24 protein-coding genes are annotated in these 23,944 nt (G+C 55.6%); 10 read left to right on the top strand and 14 right to left on the bottom strand.

Annotated features, from left to right (window positions below; all coding sequences use genetic code 11):
- Positions 1–393: 393 nt before the first annotated feature.
- The 7 genes from CR159_RS22215 to CR159_RS07880 form a co-directional block, all read right to left on the bottom strand.
- Positions 394–669 (bottom strand): formylglycine-generating enzyme family protein, encoded by a 276-nt coding sequence (locus CR159_RS22215; RefSeq protein ID WP_500796516.1) that lies wholly within the window; start codon positions 667–669, stop codon positions 394–396.
- A 157-nt stretch (positions 670–826) separates the two neighbouring features.
- Entirely contained in the window at positions 827–2,932 is a 2,106-nt protein-coding gene (locus CR159_RS07905; protein ID WP_102073475.1) for an acetate--CoA ligase family protein, read from the bottom strand.
- A gap of 25 nt (positions 2,933–2,957) precedes the next feature.
- On the bottom strand, positions 2,958–3,947 hold the full coding sequence (locus tag CR159_RS07900; protein ID WP_102073474.1) for an acrylyl-CoA reductase family protein: 990 nt from the start codon (positions 3,945–3,947) through the stop codon (positions 2,958–2,960).
- Positions 3,948–3,959: 12 nt separating this feature from the next.
- Positions 3,960–5,135, bottom strand: coding sequence for an acyl-CoA dehydrogenase family protein (locus tag CR159_RS07895; protein ID WP_102073473.1), 1,176 nt, complete (start codon positions 5,133–5,135; stop codon positions 3,960–3,962).
- 6 nt (positions 5,136–5,141) lie between these two features.
- Positions 5,142–6,101 (bottom strand): Bug family tripartite tricarboxylate transporter substrate binding protein, encoded by a 960-nt coding sequence (locus tag CR159_RS07890; RefSeq protein ID WP_102073472.1) that lies wholly within the window; start codon positions 6,099–6,101, stop codon positions 5,142–5,144.
- Between the two features lie 14 nt (positions 6,102–6,115).
- Positions 6,116–7,087, bottom strand: coding sequence for a Bug family tripartite tricarboxylate transporter substrate binding protein (locus CR159_RS07885; protein WP_102073471.1), 972 nt, complete (start codon positions 7,085–7,087; stop codon positions 6,116–6,118).
- Between the two features lie 70 nt (positions 7,088–7,157).
- Positions 7,158–8,324 (bottom strand): acyl-CoA dehydrogenase family protein, encoded by a 1,167-nt coding sequence (locus CR159_RS07880; protein WP_102073470.1) that lies wholly within the window; start codon positions 8,322–8,324, stop codon positions 7,158–7,160.
- Between the two features lie 173 nt (positions 8,325–8,497).
- Between CR159_RS07880 and CR159_RS07875 the strand changes: the two genes are divergently transcribed.
- From CR159_RS07875 to CR159_RS07840, 8 genes are all read left to right on the top strand, one after another.
- A complete protein-coding gene (locus CR159_RS07875; RefSeq protein WP_102073469.1) occupies positions 8,498–9,280 on the top strand; it encodes an IclR family transcriptional regulator in 783 nt (260 codons plus the stop codon).
- Positions 9,280–10,065, top strand: a complete 786-nt coding sequence (locus tag CR159_RS07870; protein ID WP_102073468.1) for an IclR family transcriptional regulator — start codon at positions 9,280–9,282, stop codon at positions 10,063–10,065. Before CR159_RS07875 ends, CR159_RS07870 begins: the two co-directional genes overlap by 1 nt.
- An 82-nt stretch (positions 10,066–10,147) precedes the next feature.
- Complete coding sequence (locus CR159_RS07865; protein WP_158238521.1) at positions 10,148–10,672, top strand: SRPBCC family protein; 525 nt, start codon at positions 10,148–10,150, stop codon at positions 10,670–10,672.
- A 173-nt stretch (positions 10,673–10,845) separates the two neighbouring features.
- Entirely contained in the window at positions 10,846–11,331 is a 486-nt protein-coding gene (locus tag CR159_RS07860; protein ID WP_102073466.1) for an aromatic-ring-hydroxylating dioxygenase subunit beta, read from the top strand.
- 477 nt (positions 11,332–11,808) lie between these two features.
- Positions 11,809–12,720 (top strand): catechol 1,2-dioxygenase, encoded by a 912-nt coding sequence (catA, locus tag CR159_RS07855; RefSeq protein ID WP_102073465.1) that lies wholly within the window; start codon positions 11,809–11,811, stop codon positions 12,718–12,720.
- A 191-nt stretch (positions 12,721–12,911) separates the two neighbouring features.
- On the top strand, positions 12,912–13,313 hold the full coding sequence (locus tag CR159_RS07850; protein ID WP_233208216.1) for a BrnT family toxin: 402 nt from the start codon (positions 12,912–12,914) through the stop codon (positions 13,311–13,313).
- Entirely contained in the window at positions 13,297–13,560 is a 264-nt protein-coding gene (locus tag CR159_RS07845) for a CopG family antitoxin (RefSeq protein ID WP_102073464.1), read from the top strand. Before CR159_RS07850 ends, CR159_RS07845 begins: the two co-directional genes overlap by 17 nt.
- Positions 13,561–13,763: 203 nt before the next feature.
- Positions 13,764–14,540: a transporter substrate-binding domain-containing protein gene (locus CR159_RS07840; RefSeq protein WP_102073463.1), complete on the top strand. Its 777-nt coding sequence runs from the start codon at positions 13,764–13,766 to the stop codon at positions 14,538–14,540.
- 68 nt (positions 14,541–14,608) lie between these two features.
- Here the strand turns inward: CR159_RS07840 and CR159_RS07835 are convergent, their stop codons facing one another.
- From CR159_RS07835 to lhpI, 3 genes are all read right to left on the bottom strand, one after another.
- Positions 14,609–15,697, bottom strand: coding sequence for an FUSC family protein (locus CR159_RS07835; protein WP_102073462.1), 1,089 nt, complete (start codon positions 15,695–15,697; stop codon positions 14,609–14,611).
- Positions 15,698–15,778: 81 nt separating this feature from the next.
- On the bottom strand, positions 15,779–16,540 hold the full coding sequence (locus tag CR159_RS07830) for a flagellar brake protein (protein WP_102073461.1): 762 nt from the start codon (positions 16,538–16,540) through the stop codon (positions 15,779–15,781).
- A gap of 79 nt (positions 16,541–16,619) precedes the next feature.
- Positions 16,620–17,534 (bottom strand): bifunctional Delta(1)-pyrroline-2-carboxylate/Delta(1)-piperideine-2-carboxylate reductase, encoded by a 915-nt coding sequence (gene lhpI, locus CR159_RS07825; protein ID WP_102073460.1) that lies wholly within the window; start codon positions 17,532–17,534, stop codon positions 16,620–16,622.
- A 115-nt stretch (positions 17,535–17,649) separates the two neighbouring features.
- Here lhpI and amaB point away from each other — a divergent pair, with 115 nt between their 5' ends.
- A complete protein-coding gene (amaB, locus tag CR159_RS07820) occupies positions 17,650–19,155 on the top strand; it encodes an L-piperidine-6-carboxylate dehydrogenase (RefSeq protein ID WP_102073459.1) in 1,506 nt (501 codons plus the stop codon).
- 19 nt (positions 19,156–19,174) lie between these two features.
- Here amaB and CR159_RS07815 read toward each other — a convergent pair whose 3' ends face one another.
- The 3 genes from CR159_RS07815 to CR159_RS07805 are packed head-to-tail and all read right to left on the bottom strand — an operon-like array spanning position 19,175 to position 22,037.
- Positions 19,175–20,611: an NAD(P)(+) transhydrogenase (Re/Si-specific) subunit beta gene (locus CR159_RS07815; RefSeq protein ID WP_102073458.1), complete on the bottom strand. Its 1,437-nt coding sequence runs from the start codon at positions 20,609–20,611 to the stop codon at positions 19,175–19,177.
- Positions 20,608–20,919, bottom strand: coding sequence for an NAD(P) transhydrogenase subunit alpha part 2 (locus CR159_RS07810; protein WP_102073457.1), 312 nt, complete (start codon positions 20,917–20,919; stop codon positions 20,608–20,610). Before CR159_RS07810 ends, CR159_RS07815 begins: the two co-directional genes overlap by 4 nt.
- Complete coding sequence (locus CR159_RS07805) at positions 20,919–22,037, bottom strand: Re/Si-specific NAD(P)(+) transhydrogenase subunit alpha (RefSeq protein ID WP_102073456.1); 1,119 nt, start codon at positions 22,035–22,037, stop codon at positions 20,919–20,921. The genes CR159_RS07810 and CR159_RS07805 overlap by 1 nt, the downstream gene beginning before the upstream one ends.
- Before the next feature lie 128 nt (positions 22,038–22,165).
- On the opposite strand from CR159_RS07805, the gene CR159_RS07800 reads away from it, so the two are divergent.
- A complete protein-coding gene (locus tag CR159_RS07800; protein WP_102073455.1) occupies positions 22,166–22,579 on the top strand; it encodes a YidB family protein in 414 nt (137 codons plus the stop codon).
- Between the two features lie 43 nt (positions 22,580–22,622).
- Here the strand turns inward: CR159_RS07800 and CR159_RS07795 are convergent, their stop codons facing one another.
- Positions 22,623–23,900 carry a bifunctional O-acetylhomoserine aminocarboxypropyltransferase/cysteine synthase gene (locus tag CR159_RS07795; protein ID WP_102073454.1) on the bottom strand — a complete coding sequence of 426 codons (1,278 nt, stop codon included), beginning with the start codon at positions 23,898–23,900 and terminating at the stop codon, positions 22,623–22,625.
- Between the last annotated feature and the right edge of the window lie 44 nt (positions 23,901–23,944).

Here is a 23,944-nt window from a genome sequence, read left to right as displayed (position 1 = left end):
CGTCCGGGCCGGGATAGGCGTCGCCATCTCCCAGCCTGACTTCCCCCACTTCGGGCTTACAGACCAGTCCCTGATGAACGGCTGCTATCGAAACCAGCCTTTCCAAAGCACTGGCACATCTTATGAAACATTTGGCGAATTCAAACTCGCTTCGGCTGGCCTCTATGCGGCTTGGAAAGTCAAAAATAGGCTGTATTCTCAGGGCAAATTTTTTTGGCCACTTTATGCTTTATTTCGTCCCGTTTGGCCGAGATATGCTTTATTAGTGTTTGATATCAGGCTTATCTAGTCCAGAATAAGTAGGTTTTCGCCGGGATTTTGGCCTGTTTATGCTTTATTCCTGGCCAGGTTATGGTTAACGGCACAGGATGTGCACTCATCAGACACGGTTGATCACACAGTTCCGACCGCACTGGGCCAAGACCCACAGGCGTTAGGTGTGATCTCCGCAGTGGTCACGTGTCCGGTGACGTTCACGAACCTGCAAAACTCGCGATTGGTCACCAGAGTGAGGTCTATCCAGAAGGTGTCCACTGTCGCACGAAGCGACGGCGCTTCCTCGGGATAGTGACTGTCCGATCCCATTCGGAAAGTACCGCTACAGATGAGAACCATGCCATCAGGCGCTTGTTTTTGAGCCTTCTTCGATGTTACCGCCGAGCGCCATATGCATTTGCTCGGCGCGCATATTTAGATGCTAAAGGCCCCGTTCTCGATACCGTTTCTCGTAATACGCCTAGCCTTGATAGTGGTTCATCCGATCAGCGCTGCATAATCCGACCTGCAACGCAGGAAAAGAAACATCACATAAACGTCGCTCAGTTGCTTACGAGGATGATTTCCGTATTACCAGCGCATCCAATGCCATAGCGCCCTGGCCCGCTGGCAAAGCGATGAAAGGATTGACGTCTATCGAATCGATAAGGCCGTCTGTTAAATGTGCTAGCTGCGATAATGCCGCCAAACCTTCTGCAATGGCATCAATATCCGCCGGGTGACGGCCGCGTGCGCCTTTGAGCAAATCGACGGCCCGGGTTTCGTGGATCATTTCTAGCGCCTCTTGTTTGCTGAAGGGAGCCAAGCGAAAGCTGACGTCTTTCAGTATTTCAACAAATACTCCCCCAAGGCCAAACATGATGACTGGTCCGAACACTGGGTCTCGATGCATCCCCATAATGCATTCGACGCCGTTGGGCACCATAGGAGCAATGAGAATTCCATCGATTTGAGCATTAGGCGCATGCTCGGCGGCGGAAGCCATGATTTCGTCGTAGGCGCGGCCTACACTGTCTGCCCCCTGTATGTTGAGTTTGACGCCGCCCATATCGCTTTTATGCAGAATATTGGGAGAAATAATTTTCATGACCACGGGCACATTGATCTGTGCCGCGGCGGCGGACGCTGCTGATTTGGAAGACACGATATCGAAGGGAACAACGGGTACGCCGGCCTGTTTCAGTATGCGTAAGGAGTCTGTTTCATTTAACGTGCCGTTTCCTTCGGGCCATATGATGGTTTTTGCTGCATTGGCAATTACAGCAGGTGGTTGGCTGCGGTTGCGCTTGAGAATGGCAGCAATGGTGCGTATGGCAATGCTGGGATCGGAAAAGGTAAGGCAGCCCAGCTTTTCCAGTTCATGTCGACGTTCAGGGGGTAGCAGCGCGCATAGTGCCAGTGGCGTGTCGGGATAACGGTCTTGTAAAGTTCGGGCAAAGTTTTGAATATGCGGCCACAAGGCTTCAGAAGAGCCGGCTGCGGCTAAAAATACTGTCAGGGCGCCGTATGATCCTGCTTCCAGCATGTCAAGCGCGGTATCGATGAATACGCCAGGGTCTGTAATGGCCTGACCAGTGACATCGACGGGATTGCGTGGGCTAGCGAATGGGATGCGCTTCAGCAGGCGTTCTTGCATGGCATCTGGCATTTGGGGCAGCAGCAGCTCGTTTTCGTCGGCTTCGTCGGCCATCAGGGCCCCGACGCCACCGGATATCGACATAATGCCCAGGCTGCTGATCGCAGGCGCCTTATTCCATACGCTTAATGCATGACCGATGTTGAAGAACTCATCGATTGTATGGGCGCGAATGGCGCCATATTGTTTGAACAACGTGTCATAGACGGCATCATCGCCTGCCAGGGCGGCCGTGTGCGAGGCTGCCGCGACCGCCCCTGACTGGGTACGGCCAATTTTTGTGATGACGACAGGCTTGCTGGCCTTGCGCGCCGCACTTAGCGCATCTTTTAGTTTGTCGCCATTTTTGCAGCCTTCCATATAGGCCATGATGACTTGCGTGTGAGGGTCTTGTACTAGCCAACTGATGCAGTCTGCAACATCGACATCGCTTTCATTGCCGGTACTGATCCAGAACGATAGCCCCAGCCCGCGTTCGCGCGCCATGCAGTAAGCGTAAGCGCCAAAAGCGCCACTTTGGGTGACCATGCCGATACTTCCGGGTGCGACGATGCCGCCTAGCGGTGCCGGGGAAAATGTAGCGTAGGTATTTTCACGTAGATTCATGTAGCCCAGACAATTTGGCCCCAGCAACTGGATCTGGCGTTCTTTGGCCAGCGTCTGCAGGCGTAATTGTTGCTGGTGACCTTCATCGCCGGTTTCGGAAAAGCCGGAGCTGAATATGACGGCGCTGGCTATCTGGCCTGGGCGAGCCTGTTCAAGTGCTTCACAAGCATGGCTTGCCGGAACGGCGATAATAGCCAGGTCGATATCAGCTTCGATTTTGGAGAGCGATGAATAGCAGGGCAGACCCTGGATTTCTGTTGCACGGGGATTTACAGGGTAGATACTGCCTGTATAGCCATTGCTCTGCAGCAAAGTTACCGGCATAGCGCCAATTTTTCCCAGTGTAGCGGATGCTCCCACAATGGCAATGCTGCGAGGAGAAAAAAGCTTATCCAGGTTAGGAGTAGAGATCATGGGATGTTCCAGCGAAATAAACGTATCAGGAATGCATGCGAATCACGGTTCGGCCATGGGTGGCTCGAGCCAGCATGGCCGACATGGCTTTTGGCAGGTCGGGGAATTCAATTAATTGCGCTATGTCGCTTAGGTGGGCAGGGCGATATATGGTGCTTAGCTTGTCCCAGACCGTACGCCGTAAAGACATCGGGCTGTTGGCGTTGATGCCTAACAGTTTGACGCCGCGCAGAATGAATGGAAAGACAGTGGTGGGCAGTTCGGCCCCGCCAGTATTGCCAAAAGAGGTAAGGATGCCTTCTGGTTTGGTCGCGCTTAGCAGCCATGCCAAAGTCGACCCTCCCACGGAGTCAACGGCGCCAGCCCACTGGGCTTTGGCCAGAGCCGGCACGGTCGTGGTGTCGGGGGCAGGCAAGACTTCGGCGGCGCCCAGTCTTTCAAGATAGCTTTTAACGCCTTCTTTTCCGCTGAAGGCGCAGACCCGGTATCCGCGTTGTGTCAGTATGTCGATAGCAACACTAGCCACGCCGCCAGTGGCGCCAGTGACAGCGATATCTCCCTGTTCTGGAGACAAGCCGCATTGCTCCATCCAATGCAAGGCGAGACCTGCGGTGTAGCCAGCGGCGCCCAAGGTGCAGGCCTCTAGCAAGCTTAAGCCTGCTGGCAGGGCCATTACCCATTCACTACGCACGCGGGCATATTGGGCATGGCCGCCATCATGGTCTACGCCTATGCTGAAGCCATGTACAACGACTTCATCTCCTTCTTTGAACGCAGGGCTGGCAGAGGAGACGACGTACCCGGCAAGGTCTATGCCTCCGATACGTGGGTAGGATCGAATAATTTTGCCGATACCGGCATTGGCCAGGGCGTCTTTGTAGTTAAGACTAGAGTAGGCAATGCGTATGACTACGTCGCCAGCAGACAGGTCGTCGATGCTTATTGTTTCAAAGCGCCCTTGCGGAAGAGCGTCTTGTATTGCGGAGTGCAGTCGGTAAGCGGTGAATTGGGTCATGATTATTACCTTTTAGGGCAGCAGCTTGTACTTCAGTATGCGTATACCCAGAGTGGCGCGGTGCAGTTCATTGGCGCCATCATAGATACGGAAAGGGCGGGCTTCACGCCATAGCATTGATACGGGTGTTTCATCTGATACGCCGAGGGCACCCAGCATTTGCATGGCGCGGTCGGTGACCCGGTTGACGGCTTCTGATACAAACACCTTGGTCATGCTGGATTCATGTTTGACCGATGTTCCCGAGTCCATTAATTCAGCACAGTGCCGTGTCATGAGCCGGCTTGCATGCAAGTCAATATGAGAATCGGCAACCATGGCCTGAATTTGTTGGAGGTCAGATAGTTGGCTGCCAAAAGAGCTGCGACGGCATACATAGTCTTGGGCTATTTCCATCGCCCGGCTGGCTCGACCGATAAAACGCATGCAGTGCGACAGGCGTGCGGGCTCTAGGCGTAGCTGCGCATATTGCAGGCCACGCCCGGGTTCGCCAAGGACTGCATCGCCGGTGAGTTGACAGTTTTCTAAAAGAATTTCAGCATGGCCGCCGGCCTGGTAGCCGGTAATGGTTCCGACATCGCGAACCATGTTGTAGCCCGGTATATGCGTGTCGATAATGAATAAGGTAGGGCCCATGCTTGTTTGAGCCAAGAGCAGGGCAAAGTCAGCGCCAACGCCTCCGCTAATAAAGATTTTATGGCCATTGAGCACCCAGCTGCTACCCTGACGGGTAGCCCAGGTAGACAGCATGCCGGGGTCGGACCCTGCGCCGGGTTCGGGTTCCGTCATGGCGAAACAGGCTCTTTTTTCTCCGCGCGCCAGCGGCAGCAGGTAACGCTCTTTTTGCTGTGTTGTGCCAAGCTCCAGCAAAGTGAGCATATTGGGCTGGTCGGGTGGGGCGCAATTCAGGGCGAGCGGGCCTAGCAGGCCGCGCCCGGCTTCTTCGAAAATAGCTGCGCATTCCACCCAATTCAGGCCTAACCCCCCCCACTCGCAAGGCAACTGGGGGGCATATATGCCAGCTTCTTTTGCCTGTTTGCGCAATGTTGTTGTTACCGCATCAAGCTTGGTTACGTCCTGCGCCAGCTCGGGGTGCTCTAGGGGAATCGCGACCTGATCAATGAAGTTACGAACGCGAGAACGAAGCTCGCGCAGCGCGCCAGCGCTCAAGGTGGAGGTTGTATTCATAAGGCCTTAGTTTCCAATCTTGATGTCGGCATCTTTTACGGTTTTCTGCCATTTGTTGGTTTCGGCGGCGATATGCTGAGTGAATTGTTGGGGCGACCCGCCAACTGGATTCATACCCTGTTCAATGAAGTAGTTTCGGACCTTGGGTTCGGCTATCACTGCCCCGATTTCGGTATTAAGCTTGGTAATGATTTTTTCCGGTGTGCCGGCGGGCGCCATGACACCCCACCATGACGAGGCCTCAACGGGATAGCCTAGTTCTTCCAGCGTGGGAATATCAGGAAATGTCAGGCTGCGTTTCTTTGCCGCGATGGCCAACGGCTTGATGCGGCCGGCCTTTACTTGTCCATATGCCGGTGGGAGGTTGTCCACACTAAAAGCGACTTGTCCGCTGATTAAGGCGATTACGGCTTCAGAGCTGCCTTTGTAGGGCACATGGCTTATATTCAGCTTGGCTTCCCGGCTGAATATTTCGCCTGCCAGATGGGGGATGCTGCCCACCCCCGCTGTGGCATAAGTCAGGCTTTCACCTTTTTTTGCAGCGACGATCAGCGAGGCAAAATCCTTGATGGGGCTGTCGGTACTTACAAAGATATAAACGGGTACGTCAGTGATTTGGATGACGGCAGTCAGATCGCGCGAAACAGAATAGGGCAGGTTGTCGTAGAAGGCTGTATTGGTAGCCAGATTGGCGGTGCCCATCAGCAAAGTGTAGCCATCAGGTTTGGCGCGCACTACCTGCGTAGTGCCTATCTGGGTCGCGGCGCCTGCCTTGTTCTCTACAATAATTGTTTGTTCCAGGCGTGGTGATAATTCTTGCGCCACCATGCGCGCTGCGATATCTGTGCCTCCGCCTGCGGCGTAAGGCACAATCAGTCGGATGGGTTGCTCGGGATACGACTTAGCAATACAGGCCAAAGGCAATAGTAGGCTCAGACCTATCAGCGACTGTTTAAGCATTTTCATTGCAGGCTCCCGAGTCAGTTAACACTGGTATTGGTTTCTTTGATCAAATCTTTCCACCATTTGGTTTCGTTATTGATCTGCTCTGCAAACTCCTGGGGACTATTGCCTTCGGGTTCAGCACCCAGGTCCTCAAGGCTCTTCCTGATATCGGGTTGTTGTAGTGCCTGCACTGCCGCTGCATGAAGGCGGTTGATGACGGGCTCAGGTGTGCCAGCCGGCGCCATCAGGCCTTTCCAGGCCATGATCACATAGCCTTTCATCCCTTCTTCTTCGAAAGTCGGAACGTTTGGCATGGCTGACGCCCGTTTTATGCTGGGTACCGCCAGGGCGCGCGCCTTGCCTGCCTGTATCTGCGGCAGTAGCGGCGGCATGTTGTCTATCATTACCGATATATGGCCGCCGATAAGATCGGCAACGGCGGGGCCCGAGCCTTTATAAGGTACATGCTGCATTTTCAGGCCGGCCATTTGGTTCAGCAGTTCTCCCGCGAGATGGGCGGGTGTGCCGGTTCCTGGCGAGCCGAACGATACAGAGTCAGAGTTTTTCTTTGCGTAGGCAATAAATTCGGCAAGGTTTTGGGCCGGAATCGAGGGATTGATCGCCATGATGTTATGTTCGCGCGTCAGGGCGGTAATCGGAGCCAAATCCTTTATGGGGTTATATGGCATGTTCTTGTACAGGCTTGGGTTGATGACCGTAGGACCGGTGGCGGCCAGCAGCAATGTGTATCCGTCAGGCGGTGCCTGCGCCACAAGGTGGCCGCCTATGTTGCCCCCGGCGCCAGGCTTGTTTTCTACAATAATGGTTTGCCCCAGTATGGGGGCCATGGCGTTTGCCAGTAGGCGTCCCGCGATGTCGGCAGAGCCGCCGGGGGAGAAGGGCACAATCAGTCTGATGGGGTGGTCTGGGTAGACGGCCTGCGCACCGATGGGGGTGATGCTCAACACTAAGGTGGCCAGGGCTGGTGCGGCGAGTTTGCGTATCATGGTGGTCAGTCTCCGTGGGTAAGTACGCCATCATTCTGCTTGTGGTGGCTGTAAGGGTAGAAGCGGGGCGTTAGCGATCGGGGTTGAAGCCAGCCTGTTTCAAGGTAAGGCGCGCAATGTTTAATTGATGAATCTGGCTAGTTCCTTCGTACAGGCGGAATAATCGGACATCGCGGTAGAAACGTTCAATACTGTAGTCGGCGATATAGCCATAGCCGCCAAACATCTGCACGCACCGGTCAGCAACACGCCCGCACATTTCCGAGGCAAAATACTTGCAAATTGATGCGTTCAGCGTCACATCTTCGCCTTGATCGCGTTGCCTTGCGGTTTGCAGCACCAAGGCCTTGGCTGCCTGGATGTCCGTCTGGCAGTCGGCAATCATGGCCTGAATCAACTGGAAATTCATCAGGGGCTGCTTGAATTGCTTGCGATTGGCGACAAATTTGATGGCGTCGTCCAGCATGCGAATGGCGGGTCCAATGCATAGGGCGGCAAGATGGATACGCTGTTTGTTGAGCACTTTCATGGCGGTTTTAAAGCCTTCTCCTTCTTTGCCGCCGATCAGGTTTGCCGCTGGTACGCGGCAATCGTCAAAATGGACTTCAGATACGGGCGAGCCTGCCTGGCCCATTTTCTCGTAGGGCTGCCCGGTACTAAGGCCTGGGGTGTCACGCTCAACCAGGAAGGCTGATATGCCGCTTGCGCCCGGTTGGTTTGGGTCGGTGCGAGCCATGACTGTAAATAGCCCGGCGATGGGGGCGTTAGTGATGAAACACTTAGTGCCGTTAAGGATGTAGTGGTCGCCATCGCGCCGAGCCGTTGAGCTTAATGACGTGGCGTCCGAACCGGCTTCAGGTTCAGTCAGGGCAAAAGAGCCGGTAATTTCTCCGGAGGCCAGCTTGGGTAGATAGCGCTGCTTTTGGTCGGGCGTGCCATCGGCCACCAGTGCTTCTGAGCCTATGCCTGTATTGGTGCCAACGCGCGCCCGGAAGGCTACCGAGCATTGAGATAGCTCCATGGCTGCAAGCACTAGTTCTTCAGTGGTCATGCCAGCGCCGCCAAACTCCTTGGGTATGGAATAGCCGAAAAGGCCTTGGCGCGCCATTTCATCTACCAGGACAGCTGAGACTTCGTCGCTTTTGGCGACTTCAGCTTCCTGAGGAATAAGACGCTCTTTGACGAAGCGTTGTAAAGAGTCAAGAAAGAGTTTGAACCCGCTTTCGTCCCGGATCATGAGAGTGCCTCGTGCGTCGGTTATTTGTGTTGATAAGTGTGGTTTTGTTAACTCAGCATAGCATTAGGTTTAGTATGTCGATACTTTTGTTTCGTTATATTGAATTAGAATGGAGCTTCGCCTATACTTAGCTATCGGTTTTTCAGCAGCTATCGTCCAAGAGGCATTTCGTCATGCGTCATAGATCACAAGAAACCAATACGGCGTTTGCCACGACAGTCGCCCATGGGCTGGCTGTCGTGGAATGCTTTCGTGTGGGTGAGCCCGTGTTAAGCAATAAAGACCTCGTCGAACGAACCGGCTTGTCCAAAGCGACGATTTCTCGGCTCACCTATACCTTGGTGCTAAAGGGCCTTTTAATGTACGACGCTAATCTGCGCCGTTATCGGCTGGGTTCGTCATTGCTGTCGCTGAGCTATCCGCTACTTGCCAGCATGAAGGTAAGGCAGCTTGCGCGCCCTTATATGAAAGATCTGGCTGATTTGGCAGGAGGGTCTGTGTCCTTAGGTTTGTATGACAAGCTGCATATGGTTTACGTTGAAACCAGCAGGGGGCATGACGCTATAGCTTTTCGGCCAGATATCGGCGCCCGTCTGCCGGTATTGGCGTCGGCAATAGGCATGACGTGGCTGGCTCAGGCGCCCGATCCTGTACGCCAGGATATTGTCCACACGATTATGCAAAACGACCCAAACTACTACAGCCGCAACGCAGATAGCTGGCGGCAGGCCAAGATTGATTTTTCCAGGAAGGGCTATTGTGTTTCGCTTGGTGGATGGCAGTCCGACGTGCATGCTGTTGCCGTCCCTTTACCTACTCCGGTTAACGGGGATGTCATGGTATTTAATTGCGGGGTTCCGGTGGCTCGCCTGAAAGAGGGGCAGTTAGAGGGCCTTATTGCTCCACGATTGCTGGCTATGGTCAGAGAGATTAATGCACTACTAGAGGCTTCTTGATGCAAGCTTTGAATAAGCGGAAAGATCCTCAATTTGCATCGACTCTGGCGCAGGGTATTGATGTTCTGGCTTGTTTTCAAGCAGGTGAAATTTCTTTGGGCAATAAAGATTTTGCCGAACGTACAGGTTTGTCTCGAAGCACAGTAGCGCGTCTTACACATACTTTGCTTGAACTGGGATATCTACGCCGCGATCCAGGGGGTCGGCGTTACCGGCCTGGCGCAGCGTTGCTGGTGGCGAGCTACCCGTTATTGGCTAGCTTGCAAATACGTCAAATTGCCCGGCCTCTGATGATACGTTTGGCTGCCGAGATTAATGGGGCGGTGTCATTGGTAATCCGCGATAGACAACAAATGGTTTATGTGGAAACGGCAAGGGCTAACGAGGCTTTGCATACGCACCCGGATATTGGCGCGTCGCTGCCTATGCTGTCTACTGCAGCAGGCAAGGCTTGGTTGTGCAGGGCTTCCGCTGAAGAGCGAGCCGTTGTATTGAATCAGATCCGATTGAAAGAGCCCGGGCATTATGCCCGGCATGCAGCAGCGATCGATGAAACTTTGCTTAGTTTCGAGAAGCTTGGTTATTGTGGAAACAATGCGCAATGGTACCCTCAGGCCTATGGCTTTGCTGTGCCTATGTCCAGGGCAGTTGATTCGAATTTGTTTGTATTCAATAGTGGCGTGCCTGTTGGCGAAGGTTCATTCCACGAGCGCGCAGCTCAGATCGGCCCCAAATTATTCGCGTTGGTGCAAGGTATTGAAAATATGCTGGGCTTTCGATATTGAGTAGAGCGGCATGCTTTCTCATTTAACCAAGTTTCCACACAACTGCTACCTCATCAGGAGCTGAAACGATATCTCGGCCCTGTTGACTACTTCACACAAGTATGGCTATGAAGGCAACTGGAAGTTTCAGGTGGAGAACGTCTGTGATGGCTACCACCCAGGCTTTGTGCACCGCTCGGCTTTCAATACCGTACGGAAATTTGATGGTTCTTTTGAAAATAGAGCGGTAGATGTGGCTGTGCGGCCCGGCGGCTATACCCGTGGTTACCCCGAAGGCCATGGCACGCTTGAGGCAGGTGCGCCTCTGGAGTCGGGCGGTATTGATTCTGTAGTGCGCCAAGCCTATAACGACAAGCTCAAAGAGCTCTACGGAGAAGAGGGCGCCGCCGAAGTACTGACTAATCGCCAGTTCCTGATTTTTCCGAACCTGGTCATCTTTGATTTCAATATTCGCGTCATTCAACCTATCAGCCACGATCAGACAGAAGTGTATTCATACCCTCTGATGATCGATGACGCGCACGACGACATCAATAGCAATCGAATGCTGGATGCCCAAACACGCGTGGGTACGGCAGGCATTTTGCCGGCGGACAACATGCTTTGAATGCAATTGGTTTCGATTGGATCACCTTGAGCCGAGGCTTGGGACACGAAGAAATCAAGGCTGATGGCGAATGTGTTGGGGTCTATAGCGATGAGGTGCCGCAGCGGGCTTTCTGGCGCAAATGGCACGCAATGCTGAGCCAGCAAGCTTAATAAAACGATTCAGGGACCCTTATGACACACCCTATTGAAACATTGATTCTGCATGAAGCAGAACTGCTCGACGCTGGACAACTGGAGGACTGGCTCGCACTTTACACCGAGGACGCCCGCTACTGGATTCCTATCGATGAAAATATCGACCCACTTAAAGAGTCATCCATCATTTATGACAATAGAGTCCGTTTGGCCATGCGTGTCGAGCAGATAGTCAATCAAGCGCGCGTTGCACAAACCCCTAAATCTCTAACGATGCGTATGGTCACAAATATTCAAATCGAACTGAGCGACGAATTTAGCGCCACTGCACGATATTGTCTGCACCTGACAGAAGTGCGCTCGGGAGACTGGCGCCAGCGCGGTCTAGGCGAAATGCGAGTCTTCCCCGGAAGGTGCTCGTTGCAAGCGCGCCTGGTGGATGGTGCATGGAAAATTTCCGCGAAGAAAATCGTTCTATTGAATCGCTTTCAACCGATCGTTGGCCTGTCCTTCCTTATCTGACCGAGCTCGTTGCTGCTCACCGAGCTGTTTTCTAACTACACAGAGAGAGACAATGAACATACTCAAACATTCACTTCGCAACTGGGCATGCTGTGCGTTGCTTACCGTCGCAAACAGACGGCATATTCCAAGGTCGTGAGCGCTTCGTCGTAGGAATGCCTACTGCTCGACAGACTGGATGCTCTGATCCCAATATGATCACTCATGGCGATATGAGACCAGTAGCGGCAGCTAGCAATAGGCCCGCAGCCATACCCTGAAGGTATGCGAGGGGTCTTCAATAGTATTAGACCTCATGTTTAGCGACTCTTATACTTATTGCCGCATAGAAGCCGTTTCAATACCGCCGTGGTTCCCACTAAGCGCGAGCTGACCGACGCTCTTCGTTTGCGCATGTTGGTCGGCATAGCGGTCAATGCGTGCATCCGCTACGGCAACCGTTAGAATTTTTATGGCCATCAAAAAGGAGCCGTATCCATGAGCAAGCAACTAATCGACGATTTAATAACGAAAATAGAAAGTACCGAAGGCCCCGTTGCTGACGAGCGCATCAAGGCCATCGCCAATCGCATCGTCAAGGATTTGTTCTACACAATTGAAGAATTCGACATCACACCCAGCGAGTTCTGGACTGCGCTGAACTTCTTGGGCGCTGGCTCGAAAGAGTTTGGGCTTATCGCCGCAGGACTTGGCTTCGAACGATTGCTGGACGTTCGCATGGACGAAGCCGAAGCCAAAGCGGGACTCAACCCCAACGTCACGCCGCGCACGATCGAAGGCCCGCTTTATGTGGCTGGCGCGCCCGAATCGCAGGGATTTGCGCGCTTGTGCGGCGACGAAGAAGTAGGCGATCCCTTAATCATGGAGGGCCAGGTGTTCGACGAGGACGGCATTACGCCGCTAAAAAATGCTTTGGTTGAAGTCTGGCATGCCAATCATTTGGGCAATTACTCGTATTTTGATCCATCGCAGGAAGCGTTCAACCTGCGCCGGGGTATTCGCACGGACGAAAACGGTCGCTACTGTTTTCAAAGCGTGGTGCCTGTCGGCTACAGCGTTCCACCAAACGGGGCCACCGACACCATACTGAAAAAAATGGGGCGTCACGGTAACCGCCCTGCACATATTCACTTTTTCGTCACCGCCGACGATCACCGCAAACTCACAACGCAGATTAATATTGATGGCGACCCTTACCTTTGGGACGATTTCGCCTTCGCCACGCGGGAAGGCCTGGTGCCGGTTCTGACCAAGGTGGGCGACCCTGCTGAAATTGCCAAATACAAGCTGAAGGGCGAGTTTTCGCACATTGTCTTTGACTTCACTTTACATGCAGAGAAAGCCAATCTGCCGGGTGCTGACGTAACGCGGGCGCGCGCGGCTGCGTAAGGCTTGCCTTCCGACGGGGCCGAAGGCCTGGATCCGGACTGGGGCATCGATCTGAGCCCCAATACCCGCGCTGCGCCGAATCCCTCAAGCGCCGACGCGTTTTCCGTCCGCCCGGACAAATACGCCTAATGTTTTTCTGTGGCTGTTCGCTTTAACTTATCCAGCTGCAAACTATTCTCGGTCGCGAAGGCATGCCTGCCTTCACTTTTGGTTCGCAGCCATATTCGAGTGTGGATACAGCAAGGCTCGACGTAGGCTGCGCGGCAACCTGTTGCGCATTTGTCTACACGTTAATGTATAATTTTCAAATGAAAATTGCAGGCTTCGATTGGGATGCCGGCAACTGGCCAAAATGCGGTAAACATGGCGTGTCTCGTGCCGAGATCGAAGATATGCTGCTGGGCACACCAGCAGTAATGGCTGATCCCCATTCCGCTGAATCTCGCATGCGGGCTATCGGTAAGACGCGGATTGGTCGATATGTGTTCCTGGTTTTCGTGCTCAAGAAAGTCGATGGGCAAATTCTGCTGCGTCCTATCAGCGCTAGGTATATGCATAAGAAGGAGGTCGAACATTTTGCGAAACAAAACTAAACCCATGCCGGTGTTGCGCAGCGATGCCGAGGCGGAGCAGTTCGTCGCCGAGTCGGATTTGTCCGAATACGACTTGTCGGGCTTCCAACCCATGCGGTTCGAGATTGAGCCAAAATCGGCGGCGCTCAATATGCGCTTGCCCGCCTCATTGCTGGAAGCGGTAAAAGCCAAGGCCAAGTCCAAGGGCATTCCATATACCCGCTATGTGCGAATGATCCTGGAGTCCGATGTGGCAAGACGTTCTTGAGCTAGGGCAGGGCGTAAGATTACGTCCGCGCATCGAAAACGTGTTCGATTCAGTCTTAACCTCTTGGTAGCCTTTGCACCCGGAACGGCCGAAGCAGCCTACAATCCAAATCAGTCAGTTGCTGCCTGGCACCAACTGGAATCACGTTCTCCGTACCGTCGCGAGGCTTTCGCAGCATCCGACGATCATAAAAAGGTAGGTTTATGAATCGTATATTGCGCATTTGTATGGGTCTGGCTGCTGCGTTGTCGCTGGCCGCTACGGCACAGGCTGGCCCCCGTCTGGACCAAATTATGGAAAGCAAGGTGATCCGCGTGGGTACGCCAGGGGACTACCGACCATTTGCTATTAAGACCGACCAGGGTGGATTCGAAGGCCACGATATTGACCTTATCGAGGCGATGGCTAGGCAACTCGGCGTAAAAGTGGAATATGTGCAGACTTCCTGGCCGAATTTATTGAAGGATATGTCAGCCGACAAGTTCGATGTGGCGGTCGGCGGCATTACGCGCAACGCGGCACGCATTGCCAAAGTAGAAATGCTGCCCGGCTATGCCCCGTTTGGCAAGGTGGCCTTGGTGCGCAAGGACGAAGCATCCAAGTACAAGACGGTGGACGATTTGAATCAAGCTTCAGTGCATGTCATTAAAAACCCGGGCGGCACGAATGAGACATTCGTTCTTGAAAACCTGAAGCAAGCCGAAGTCAGCACCCATGATAAAAACGCCGAAATTCCCGGCCTGATTGCCGATGCCAAGGGCGATGTCATGATTACAGAGACATACGAAGCACTGCACTACAGCAAGGCAGATCCTCGGCTTGCTGCGCTGTTTATTGATAAGCCGCTGACGCCGAAGAGTTACCTTGGCTTTATGGTGCCTGTGGACGATGCCGATTACGTACGCGTGATGCAGTTTTCGTGGGACCTGATCGACAAGCGTGGCGTGCTTGGCGAGGCGCAAGCACGCTGGCTCAATTAGCTGCAGGTAAATTCTGCTCTGGCTCTCACAACATAGCCGAATTCGTCTTTGGCGCCAGAGCAGCGGGCTCAAGGCCCTCCTGAACTGCCTTTATCCGGCTGGCATTGCACCTGCCGCGTCAATTCAGTCATGTTGGAAAGCACAGAGCTGTATGCCCCTTTGATGGACATCAGATGTTGTTTGTCCTCGATAGGGAGTTGTTCTTGTTCGAGAGACTCATCCACCCGTTGGGAGAACGCATTGTAGGCATCCCAGGCGTCGTCGATTTCCTCGCAGGCTTCGCCAGCATCCACGGCATCGGCGATTTTCTCCAGGCATACCTTTACAACAGTGGCGAGTTCCAGAAGCGCTTTCTTATGGACGCGGCACAGACTTTCGGAAATCGGTTTGTCACTGAAACGGTCGATCAAGGTAAGCGTGTAGCCAAAACGCTCAATTTCAGGCAAGAGCGTTTTTGAGTAGGGGCTGAATCCCATGGCCGGTGTTTTGTCTTCGATGCGCGCTTCCCGGGCCATCACGCGGGCTCGTTCGATTGATCGTTGTATGGCGTCTTGGGCCTTCTTGTCCTTGCGCGGTTTATCGCCGACTAAACAGATCGTGCACTCCAGAATGTAGGCGCCGCAGCTGCGCAGCGCCGCGGCCAGGTACTCTTGCTCGGTGCGCCGGGCGAGAACCGGCAACACCGCAAAAGCGGCTACCATCCCGCAGATCGAGCCGATAGCGATTGCCAGCACTTTTTTGAACGCACCTTCTACGATGTAGATGTCGGGCGCGACAGCGATAATGGTTACCGTGACAAGGCCGTATGCCAACATGGGCCATTTCGCGGTCAGGAAACTCATGAGGCCGACGCCTGCCAAGAGGGCGATAACGGTGCCCCAGTTCTCGTCGCCGAACAGCATCACTAAAACGACGGCGACGACGGCGCCTAAAATGGCACCCGCAATACGTCCCAAGGCGGCGCTGATCGTACCGCCTATGCTCGCCTGCACGACGAATAACGCCGAAAACACGCCCCACGACACATTTTCCTTGTCCATAAAACTGGTCGCAAAGTAGGCCAGGAGGACTGCGGACGCTGTCTGGATCGGAATTCTGACTTCGTCTTGCTGAAGACGTGCCCTGGCATCCTTTAATAACTGACGAGGGGCGGGCATGGACTACAACTCCGTTTACTGGAATGAAACGGTAGTTTGCTGCAAGTGCCATGCCGCGAAGCGAGCGGCGCGTGGATTTTCCTACTCGAATCCCCGTCGTTTTGCATTGAGCTTGCGCTCCAGCTTGACGATGTACTGCTGGACAATGAAATTCATGGGATTGGACAGATTGATGAATGCAAATCCCAGTGAGCGCGACGGTTTGCCGTTAGCCAGCGTGTCGTCTTGGGATCGAACGATCTGTAAGTCGGTAATGACTGTGCCCGCTTCGGGAAGCTCCAGCCTGCAATTCTTGAAAAGCGCATTCAGCGCGTTATCCAGGGTGTGCTCATTGTCCATGGCGGAAATTCCGCCCGCGCTGATGTCCCGGAGCTCAAGCGTTACCTGTTTCGTGTCCTTGTTTTGCGGCGTCGGTATGGTGCATGTCGCGGGATTGCTTACCGGAATGTCTACGCGATAATACTCACGGCGCTGGATGCGGGTGATGCTGCTTGGAAAGGAAGCACGAAGGGCAGGGCGTCCCTCTTGCATGCAGGACTCTACCTTGGTGACAGAGAACTGAATCCGGACTTTATCGAGCGATGTCTCAAAAGTGACAGTGTCGGCGCTGACGACGCGGCGATTGAAGTCTTCCTCGGCGGAGTTGTCGACGATAAACGCCGCATTATCGGGATCGACGTCAAGTATGGTCGTGATAATGGCGACGGTCCGCCCCTCTATATGCATGCGTAGCAGGGCGCCTTTTGTTGCGATGGAGCGCAACAGCGCATGGATCTCTAAAGAGGAAGTGACCAGGAAGGGATTTTCCTCGTCATCGTGAGTACCGATAGTAGCAATAGACATTTCTAGTAACAAAATAAGGATGGCAAGGAGACCCGCGCGCCGCGCTGAGCGTAGTCTACTCCATTATAAATGTGGCCTGTTAAAGATTGATGGCGCGCAGCGCGCAGCGTGCGGCCGCCAAGTCCCATGCCGCGCAGCCTACTGTCTTGAAGACGATGGGCTCATCGTGGCGGACGCCACCAGTCAACGCGTCAGACAGTGAGCGGACTCGAGTCCAATCGACATTTGCCTGGATCAAATCGCCGGCTTCATGCCGCGCGCCGGCCGGATCATCGACGTAGATTTGACTGCTCATCAAGGTGTTTGCACCGATTTCCGCAAGTTCGGGCCGAAATGCCCCCACGCCGATTATGAGCACTCCCGCCTTGGCCGGCTGCGTGTAGACCGGGGTGGCACTTGTGGTCAGGGTGATGACAGCGTCCGCGTCGTGAGGTACCGCGGTGGCGCCCCGGAGATGTAAAGGCAGGTGGTGATGCGCGTCGACAAAAGCCTGTGCCTTTTCCGGGCTGGTGCCCACCACAATGACCTGCAAACCGGGGAAGATAGCGGCGAGTGCGATGACATGGCCGACCGACTGCGTGCCCGTTCCAACGAGCACGACACACTCGGGGTCACAGGGCAGAAACGTCTTCAGTCCCAGCATGGATACGGCGGCCGTACGGCGTGCCGTCACGGTCGGTCCATCCAGCACGAATTGCGCTTGTCCGGTTTGGCCGTCATAGACGGACACGATCCCGCTTATAGTGGGTAGATCGCGAACGCGGTTCCCGGGAACGACATTCACGAGCTTGTGTATGCCAATATCGTGAGCCGTCGCTGGCATGGACAACATGACGCCGCCCTGTGGAAACGGCAGCGCCTGGCGCTCCGGTGCATGGATGGCACCATTGACGTATTCAACGGTAGCGATAGCCAGCGCATCGAGCAGACCGGGAAAGTCGAGAAGTTGGGCCGTTTGCTCGGCATTGAAGACGGTGACGGAAGAGTTTGGCATGAGGCTCGCGATAGATGGCAGTGATACGACACCGGCCAGGACGGGCGCGGTGGCGGCTTGACGATTATAGTGGTGCGCTTGGAATGCAACCCGAATGTGAAGCTCAGGAGACGGAATGAATATTGATGATTTGTTGACGCCATTGGGACTGGATGCCAGGAACCAGCAAGCTGGCACCCTGGCGGTATGCTCGCCCATCGATGGCGCGGAAATCGCGCGGGTGCCCGAGTGCACGACACAAGACGCCCACTTGGCCATTGACGCCGCGCAGGAGGCATTCATGGCTTGGCGAACTGTGCCTGCTCCACGCCGCGGTGAACTCGTGCGCCTTTTGGGCGACGAGCTTCGAGCCAATAAGCAGGCCCTCGGGCGGCTTGTGTCCATGGAGGCTGGCAAGATCCTGGCCGAAGGAACCGGGGAAGTCCAGGAAATGATCGATATCTGCGATTTCGCCGTGGGTTTGTCACGGCAGTTGTACGGCCTGACTATTGCGTCGGAGCGTCCTGGCCATCGCATGATGGAAACTTGGCATCCTCTTGGCGTGGTGGGCGTTATTTCAGCCTTCAATTTCCCGGTTGCGGTCTGGTCATGGAATACGGCGCTGGCTATTGTTTGCGGTGATGCGGTGGTATGGAAACCGTCCGAGAAGACGCCTCTTACCGCACTGGCTTGCCAGGCGCTATTCGATCGCGCGGCGGCCAAATTCGGCAATGCCCCGGCGAAGTTGTCGCAGGTCTTGATAGGCGGGCGGGAAATCGGACAGGCACTGGCTGCACATCATCGTGTTGCCCTGGTTTCCGCCACCGGTTCCACCCGCATGGGTCGTGAACTGAGCCCTATCGTAGCGGCGCGCTTCGGTCGGTGCCTGCTGGAGCTGGGCGGTAATAACGCCATTATCGTTGGGCCAACCGCCGATCTCGACATGGCTTTGCGCGGCATTCTGTTTGGAGCGGTGGGTACGGCCGGCCAGCGGTGCACCAGCACCCGCCGCCTTATTGTGCATGAAAGCGTGGCCGACGAACTGGTCGCGCGCTTGAAGCAGGCATACGACAGTGCGCGCATAGGCAGCCCGCTTGAGCCCGATACACTGGTCGGACCCCTTATCGATCGCGCCGCGTACGACGGCATGCAGCGGGCGCTGGAGAGTGCGCGCCGGCAGGGCGGCAAGGCAACAGGGGGTGAACGCCGGCTGGCTGACGAATATCCGCAAGCTTGGTACGTAGAGCCCGCGTTGGTCGAGATGCCCGCGCAGACCGAGGTGGTGTTGCAAGAGACGTTCGCGCCCATACTTTATGTCATGCGATACAAAACGTTCGACGAAGCCGTCGACATGCAGAACGGTGTGCCGCAAGGCTTATCGTCGGCGATCTTCACCAACGATTTGCGCGAGGCGGAACAGTTTATGTCGGTGACCGGATCCGATTGCGGTATTGCCAACGTCAACATCGGGACATCGGGAGCCGAGATTGGCGGCGCATTCGGCGGTGAAAAAGAAACCGGTGGCGGACGTGAGTCGGGTTCGGATGCGTGGAAAGCCTATATGCGCCGCGCCACCAATACAATCAATTACTCTCGCGAATTGCCGTTGGCACAGGGGATCACGTTCGGCAGCGATACTTGACCCCTTGGCCCACTACGGGCTAGTCGACAGCCTTGACCATGTCTTCGATTACCTTCTTGGCGTCGCCGAAGACCATCATGGTCTTGTCCATGTAGAACAGCTCGTTGTCCAGGCCGGCGTAACCGGCGGCCATGGAGCGCTTGTTCACGATGACGGTGCGTGCCTTGTAGGCTTCAAGAATGGGCATGCCGGCAATGGGTGAGGATGGATCGTTTTTCGCTGCCGGGTTAACCACATCGTTGGCGCCCAGGACCAGCACGACGTCAGTCTGGCTAAATTCGCTGTTGATGTCGTCCATCTCGAAGACCTGGTCGTAGGGAACCTCCGCTTCGGCCAGCAGCACGTTCATGTGGCCCGGCATGCGGCCCGCGACCGGATGGATGGCATATTTCACGGTGACGCCGTTGGCGGTGAGCTTTTCGGCCAATTCCTTGAGGGCATGCTGCGCACGCGCCACGGCAAGGCCGTACCCTGGCACAATCGTGACCGACTCGGCATTGCTCATGAGGAAAGCCGCATCGTCGGGGCTGCCTGAACGGACATTGCGCTGTGTCTGGTCTGCCGCGCTGGCGGAACCCGGCGCTGCCCCGAAGCCGCCCAGAATCACATTGAAGAACGAACGGTTCATCGCCTTGCACATGATGTAGGACAGGATGGCGCCTGATGACCCTACCAGCGAGCCGGCAATGATCAGCATGGGGTTGTTCAGTGAAAAGCCGATGCCGGCCGCCGCCCAGCCCGAGTAGCTGTTGAGCATGGAAACCACGACAGGCATGTCGGCGCCGCCGATTGGGATGATGATGAGCACGCCCAGGACGAATGCCAGCATGGTCATGATGATGAATGGCAGCCATGATTGCGTGGCCATGAACCAAAGGCCGCAGCCCAGCATGGCCAGCGCGAGCACGAGGTTGACCATATGCTGGCCGGAGAAGACGACAGGCGCGCCCTGGAACAGCCGGAACTTGTACTTTCCGGATAGCTTGCCAAAGGCGATGACCGAACCGGAAAATGTGATGGCGCCGACGAACGTGCCGATGAACAGTTCAAGGCGGTTGCCGGTCGGAATAGGTTCGCCCGGTGCCGTAATGTTAAAGGCGTGGGGCTCGGCGACAATGGCCACCGCAATGGCGACAGCGGCCAAACCTATCATGCTGTGCATGAAGGCGACAAGTTCGGGCATTTTGGTCATTTCGACCCGTTGTGCCATGACCGTGCCGATAGTGCCGCCGACCAGGAGGCCCAGCAGCACCCAGCCCAATCCGATGCCGGTCGTGCCTTCGGCGGCAAGACTGACAATGAGCGCCGCTGTGGTCAGCACGGCGATTGCCATGCCGGCCATGCCAAACGCGTTGCCGCGACGCGAGGTGGTGGGGTGGGACAAGCCCTTGAGCGCCTGGATGAAACATACCGAGGCGATCAGGTAGAACATCGTGACCAGGTTGACCGAGATCATGCTTTGACTCCTGCTTTCTTGTCTTTCTTCTTGAACATCTCCAGCATGCGCCGAGTAACCAGGAAGCCCCCGAAAACGTTCACCGCGGCCAATGCCACGGCAAACACCCCCATATAACGCGCCAGGCTACTTTCGGTCAGCGCGGCGGCCAGCATGGCGCCGACGATGACGATGGCGGAGATGGCGTTGGTGACCGCCATGAGCGGCGTATGCAGGGCCGGAGTGACGTTCCAGACGACATGGAAGCCCACATAGATGGCCAGCACAAAGATAATTAAATTGATCAGGGTAGGGCTTACGGCTTCCATCAGGCGCTCCTTAGTACTTTGCCGTCCGCGCACATGAGGCAGGCAGTGATGATTTCGTCGTCTTGCTGTATGGCAAGCTGGCCGTCGGCATTTGTAATGAGCTTCATGAAGTCCAGTACGTTGCGTGCGTAGAGTGCGGAGGCATCGGTGGCGACCATGGCAGGCAGGTTGCTGTAGCCGATCAGTGTGACGCCATGTTTTTCGACGACTTTATCCTTTTCCGACAGGGGGCAGTTGCCACCGCGCTCGACCGCCAGATCGACAATGACGGAGCCCGGCTTCATGCCCTTCACCGTTTCCGCGCTGATCAGTACCGGGGCAGGGCGACCGGGGATGAGAGCCGTGCTGATAACGATGTCGGCCTGGCGGCACCGTTCGGCCACAAGAAGGGCTTGCCGGGCCATCCAGCTTGCAGGCATGGGACGGGCATAGCCGCCTATGCCTTGTGCAATCTCGCGCTCTTCATCGGTTTCGAACGGGACATCGATGAACTTCGCCCCGAGCGATTCGATTTGCTCCTTGGCGGCGGGCCGTACATCGGAGGCCTCGACCACGGCGCCCAGGCGTTTGGCGGTGGCAATGGCTTGCAGCCCCGCCACGCCGGCGCCCAGCACCACGACCCGGGCGGCCTTGAGGGTGCCGGCTGCCGTCATCATCATGGGAATAAGTCGGCCGTACTGGTTTGCCGCCAGCAGAACCGCCTTGTACCCCGCAAGATTGGCTTGGGAGGACAGTACGTCCAGGCTCTGCGCCCGCGTAATGCGGGGAGCGGCCTCCAGGGCGAAGGCGGTTACGCCTGTTTCCGCCAGCGCGGCGATGCCGGCCGCGTCGAAAGGATCGAGCATGCCGACAAGGACAGCCCCGCGCCTGATGTGCTGGCGTTCCTGTGCGTCCGGCGTCCGTACTTTCAGGACAATGTCGGCAGCCAGCGCCTGGGTGGAGTCACCCAGTTGCGCGCCCGCTTCGGCATAGGCTTCGTCAGGATAGTGCGCGGCAATGCCCGCCCCCTGTTCCACCACCACCGTGTGCTTGTTCGCCAAGTATTTCTTGACGGTTTCGGGCGTCGCGGCCACGCGCGCCTCGCCGGACAGGCATTCCCTTGGGATTCCTATGTGCATAAAACATCTCCACCATTGTTTTTTTACTTTTAACCACGGCTACTATACTCGAACTCTTGACACGTGCTTACAGTCTGTTGAGCGAAATTCCGATAGACTCAGGATGACATGAAGATGGAGAAGCGAATATGGGACTTCTAGAGTCTATTGTGGCCTCAATGGGCACAGAAAATCCACAGGCGCGTGCACAGGCATCCTTGTTGCCCGCGCTGATCGAGCAGGTGGCAAAGTATCCCGGCGGTCTTGCCGGTATCATCGAAAAATTCCAGCAAGAAGGCCTTGGCGGCCTCATTGCTTCCTGGGTCGGCACGGGTCCGAACGAGCCGGTTTCTCCCGGCCAGTTACAAGGCGTGCTCGGCGATGATGTGGTCCAGGGCCTGTCTGAACGATCAGGGCTGGATATCACTTCGGTGCTGAACCAACTTAGCGTGATGCTACCCAGTCTTGTCGATCAAGCCACTCCCGACGGGACCGTTCCAGATGGGAATACCGGCAATAGTTCCGTGCTTGGAGCCCTCTCTGGAATGCTGGGCCGGCTGTAGGTTTTTGCCTGTGGGCAGGAATTCCGCTGAGCCGGCCTTTTGATTACGCCTTGCTGGCTTCCAGAGCCTGTGTCAGATCGGCCAGGATATCGTCGATATGTTCAAGGCCGATCGACAGGCGCACCATGTCTTCGCCCACGCCGGCGGCAGCGAGTTCTTCCGGATTCAATTGGCGATGTGTGGTGGATGCCGGATGGCAGGCCAGCGATTTGGCGTCGCCGATGTTGACCAGCCTCAGTATGAGGTTCAGCGCGTCGATAAAACGGGCGCCGGCGGCAGCGCCTCCCTTGATGCCGAAGCACAGAATGCTGGCCGGTTTGCCGCCCACGTATTTTTGCGCCAGGGCATGTTCAGGATGATCGCTCAAGCCAGCATACTGAACCCACGCGACCTGCTCATTTTGTTGAAGGAATTGCGCGACTTTGAGCGCATTTTCAGTATGGCGCTCCATGCGCAGCGCCAGCGTTTCGATACCTTGCAGAATTAGAAAGGCGTTGAATGGCGAGAGCGCCGCACCGGTGTTGCGTAGCGGCACCACGCGGCAGCGCCCGATGAATGCCGCCGGACCGAAAGCTTCGGTGTAGACCACGTCATGGTACGAAGGGTCCGGTTCATTGAGCATGGGAAAGCGTTTCTTGTTTTCCGCCCAGGGGAATTTGCCCGAGTCCACGACTGCGCCGGCAATGGTGGTGCCGTGGCCGCCCATGTATTTGGTGAGTGCGTGCACGACGATGTCGGCACCGTGTTCGATGGGCCGGCACAACGCAGGCGATGCGACGGTGTTGTCGACGATCAAGGGAACACCATGCCGATGGGCGGCATCGGCGAAGGCCTGGATATCGATGATGTTTCCGGCAGGATTGCCGATGGTTTCGCAAAAGACGGCTTTGGTGTTGTCGTCGATCAGGGCTTCCAGTGCGGCAACATCGTCGTGTGGTGCAAATTTGACGGTGATGCCCTGGCGTGGAAAGGTATGCGCAAACAGGTTGTAGGTGCCGCCATACAGTTTACTTACCGATACAATGTTGTCGCCAGCTTGTGCAATAGTCTGTATAGCATAAGTAATTGCCGCCATCCCCGATGCAACCGCCAATGCCGCCACGCCTCCTTCCAGCGCTGCGACACGCTCTTCCAGCACCGCGTTCGTGGGATTCATGATGCGGGTATAGATATTTCCGGCTACCTTCAAGTCGAACAGGTCGGCGCCGTGTTGTGTGCTATCGAAGGCGTACGACGTGGTCTGGTAGATGGGAACGGCTACCGATTTCGTGGTCGGATCGGGCTGATACCCGGCATGGATGGCAAGTGTCTCGAATTTCATGTGCTCTCTTATAAGGTTCGTGGAAGACGTAACAACACAGGTAT

The sequence above is a fragment of the Pollutimonas subterranea genome (assembly GCF_002849655.1).
Taxonomy (GTDB): Bacteria; Pseudomonadota; Gammaproteobacteria; order Burkholderiales; family Burkholderiaceae_B; genus Pollutimonas; species Pollutimonas subterranea.
Note: the sequence above shows the minus strand (reverse complement) of the source record. Positions and strands in the feature narration are given on the sequence as shown.

Excerpts from the sequence above, each read along its gene's own strand:
- CR159_RS07905 (WP_102073475.1), bottom strand. The coding sequence starts at position 2,932 with ATGATCTCTACTCCTAACCTGGATAAGCTTTTTTCTCCTCGCAGCATT.
- CR159_RS07900 (WP_102073474.1), bottom strand. The coding sequence starts at position 3,947 with ATGACCCAATTCACCGCTTACCGACTGCACTCCGCAATACAAGACGCT.
- CR159_RS07895 (WP_102073473.1), bottom strand. The coding sequence starts at position 5,135 with ATGAATACAACCTCCACCTTGAGCGCTGGCGCGCTGCGCGAGCTTCGT.
- CR159_RS07890 (WP_102073472.1), bottom strand. The coding sequence starts at position 6,101 with ATGAAAATGCTTAAACAGTCGCTGATAGGTCTGAGCCTACTATTGCCT.
- CR159_RS07885 (WP_102073471.1), bottom strand. The coding sequence starts at position 7,087 with ATGATACGCAAACTCGCCGCACCAGCCCTGGCCACCTTAGTGTTGAGC.
- CR159_RS07880 (WP_102073470.1), bottom strand. The coding sequence starts at position 8,324 with ATGATCCGGGACGAAAGCGGGTTCAAACTCTTTCTTGACTCTTTACAA.
- CR159_RS07875 (WP_102073469.1), top strand. The coding sequence starts at position 8,498 with ATGCGTCATAGATCACAAGAAACCAATACGGCGTTTGCCACGACAGTC.
- CR159_RS07870 (WP_102073468.1), top strand. The coding sequence starts at position 9,280 with ATGCAAGCTTTGAATAAGCGGAAAGATCCTCAATTTGCATCGACTCTG.
- CR159_RS07860 (WP_102073466.1), top strand. The coding sequence starts at position 10,846 with ATGACACACCCTATTGAAACATTGATTCTGCATGAAGCAGAACTGCTC.
- catA (WP_102073465.1), top strand. The coding sequence starts at position 11,809 with ATGAGCAAGCAACTAATCGACGATTTAATAACGAAAATAGAAAGTACC.
- CR159_RS07850 (WP_233208216.1), top strand. The coding sequence starts at position 12,912 with ATGCCTGCCTTCACTTTTGGTTCGCAGCCATATTCGAGTGTGGATACA.
- CR159_RS07840 (WP_102073463.1), top strand. The coding sequence starts at position 13,764 with ATGAATCGTATATTGCGCATTTGTATGGGTCTGGCTGCTGCGTTGTCG.
- CR159_RS07835 (WP_102073462.1), bottom strand. The coding sequence starts at position 15,697 with ATGCCCGCCCCTCGTCAGTTATTAAAGGATGCCAGGGCACGTCTTCAG.
- CR159_RS07830 (WP_102073461.1), bottom strand. The coding sequence starts at position 16,540 with ATGTCTATTGCTACTATCGGTACTCACGATGACGAGGAAAATCCCTTC.
- lhpI (WP_102073460.1), bottom strand. The coding sequence starts at position 17,534 with ATGCCAAACTCTTCCGTCACCGTCTTCAATGCCGAGCAAACGGCCCAA.
- amaB (WP_102073459.1), top strand. The coding sequence starts at position 17,650 with ATGAATATTGATGATTTGTTGACGCCATTGGGACTGGATGCCAGGAAC.
- CR159_RS07815 (WP_102073458.1), bottom strand. The coding sequence starts at position 20,611 with ATGATCTCGGTCAACCTGGTCACGATGTTCTACCTGATCGCCTCGGTA.
- CR159_RS07810 (WP_102073457.1), bottom strand. The coding sequence starts at position 20,919 with ATGGAAGCCGTAAGCCCTACCCTGATCAATTTAATTATCTTTGTGCTG.
- CR159_RS07805 (WP_102073456.1), bottom strand. The coding sequence starts at position 22,037 with ATGCACATAGGAATCCCAAGGGAATGCCTGTCCGGCGAGGCGCGCGTG.
- CR159_RS07800 (WP_102073455.1), top strand. The coding sequence starts at position 22,166 with ATGGGACTTCTAGAGTCTATTGTGGCCTCAATGGGCACAGAAAATCCA.
- CR159_RS07795 (WP_102073454.1), bottom strand. The coding sequence starts at position 23,900 with ATGAAATTCGAGACACTTGCCATCCATGCCGGGTATCAGCCCGATCCG.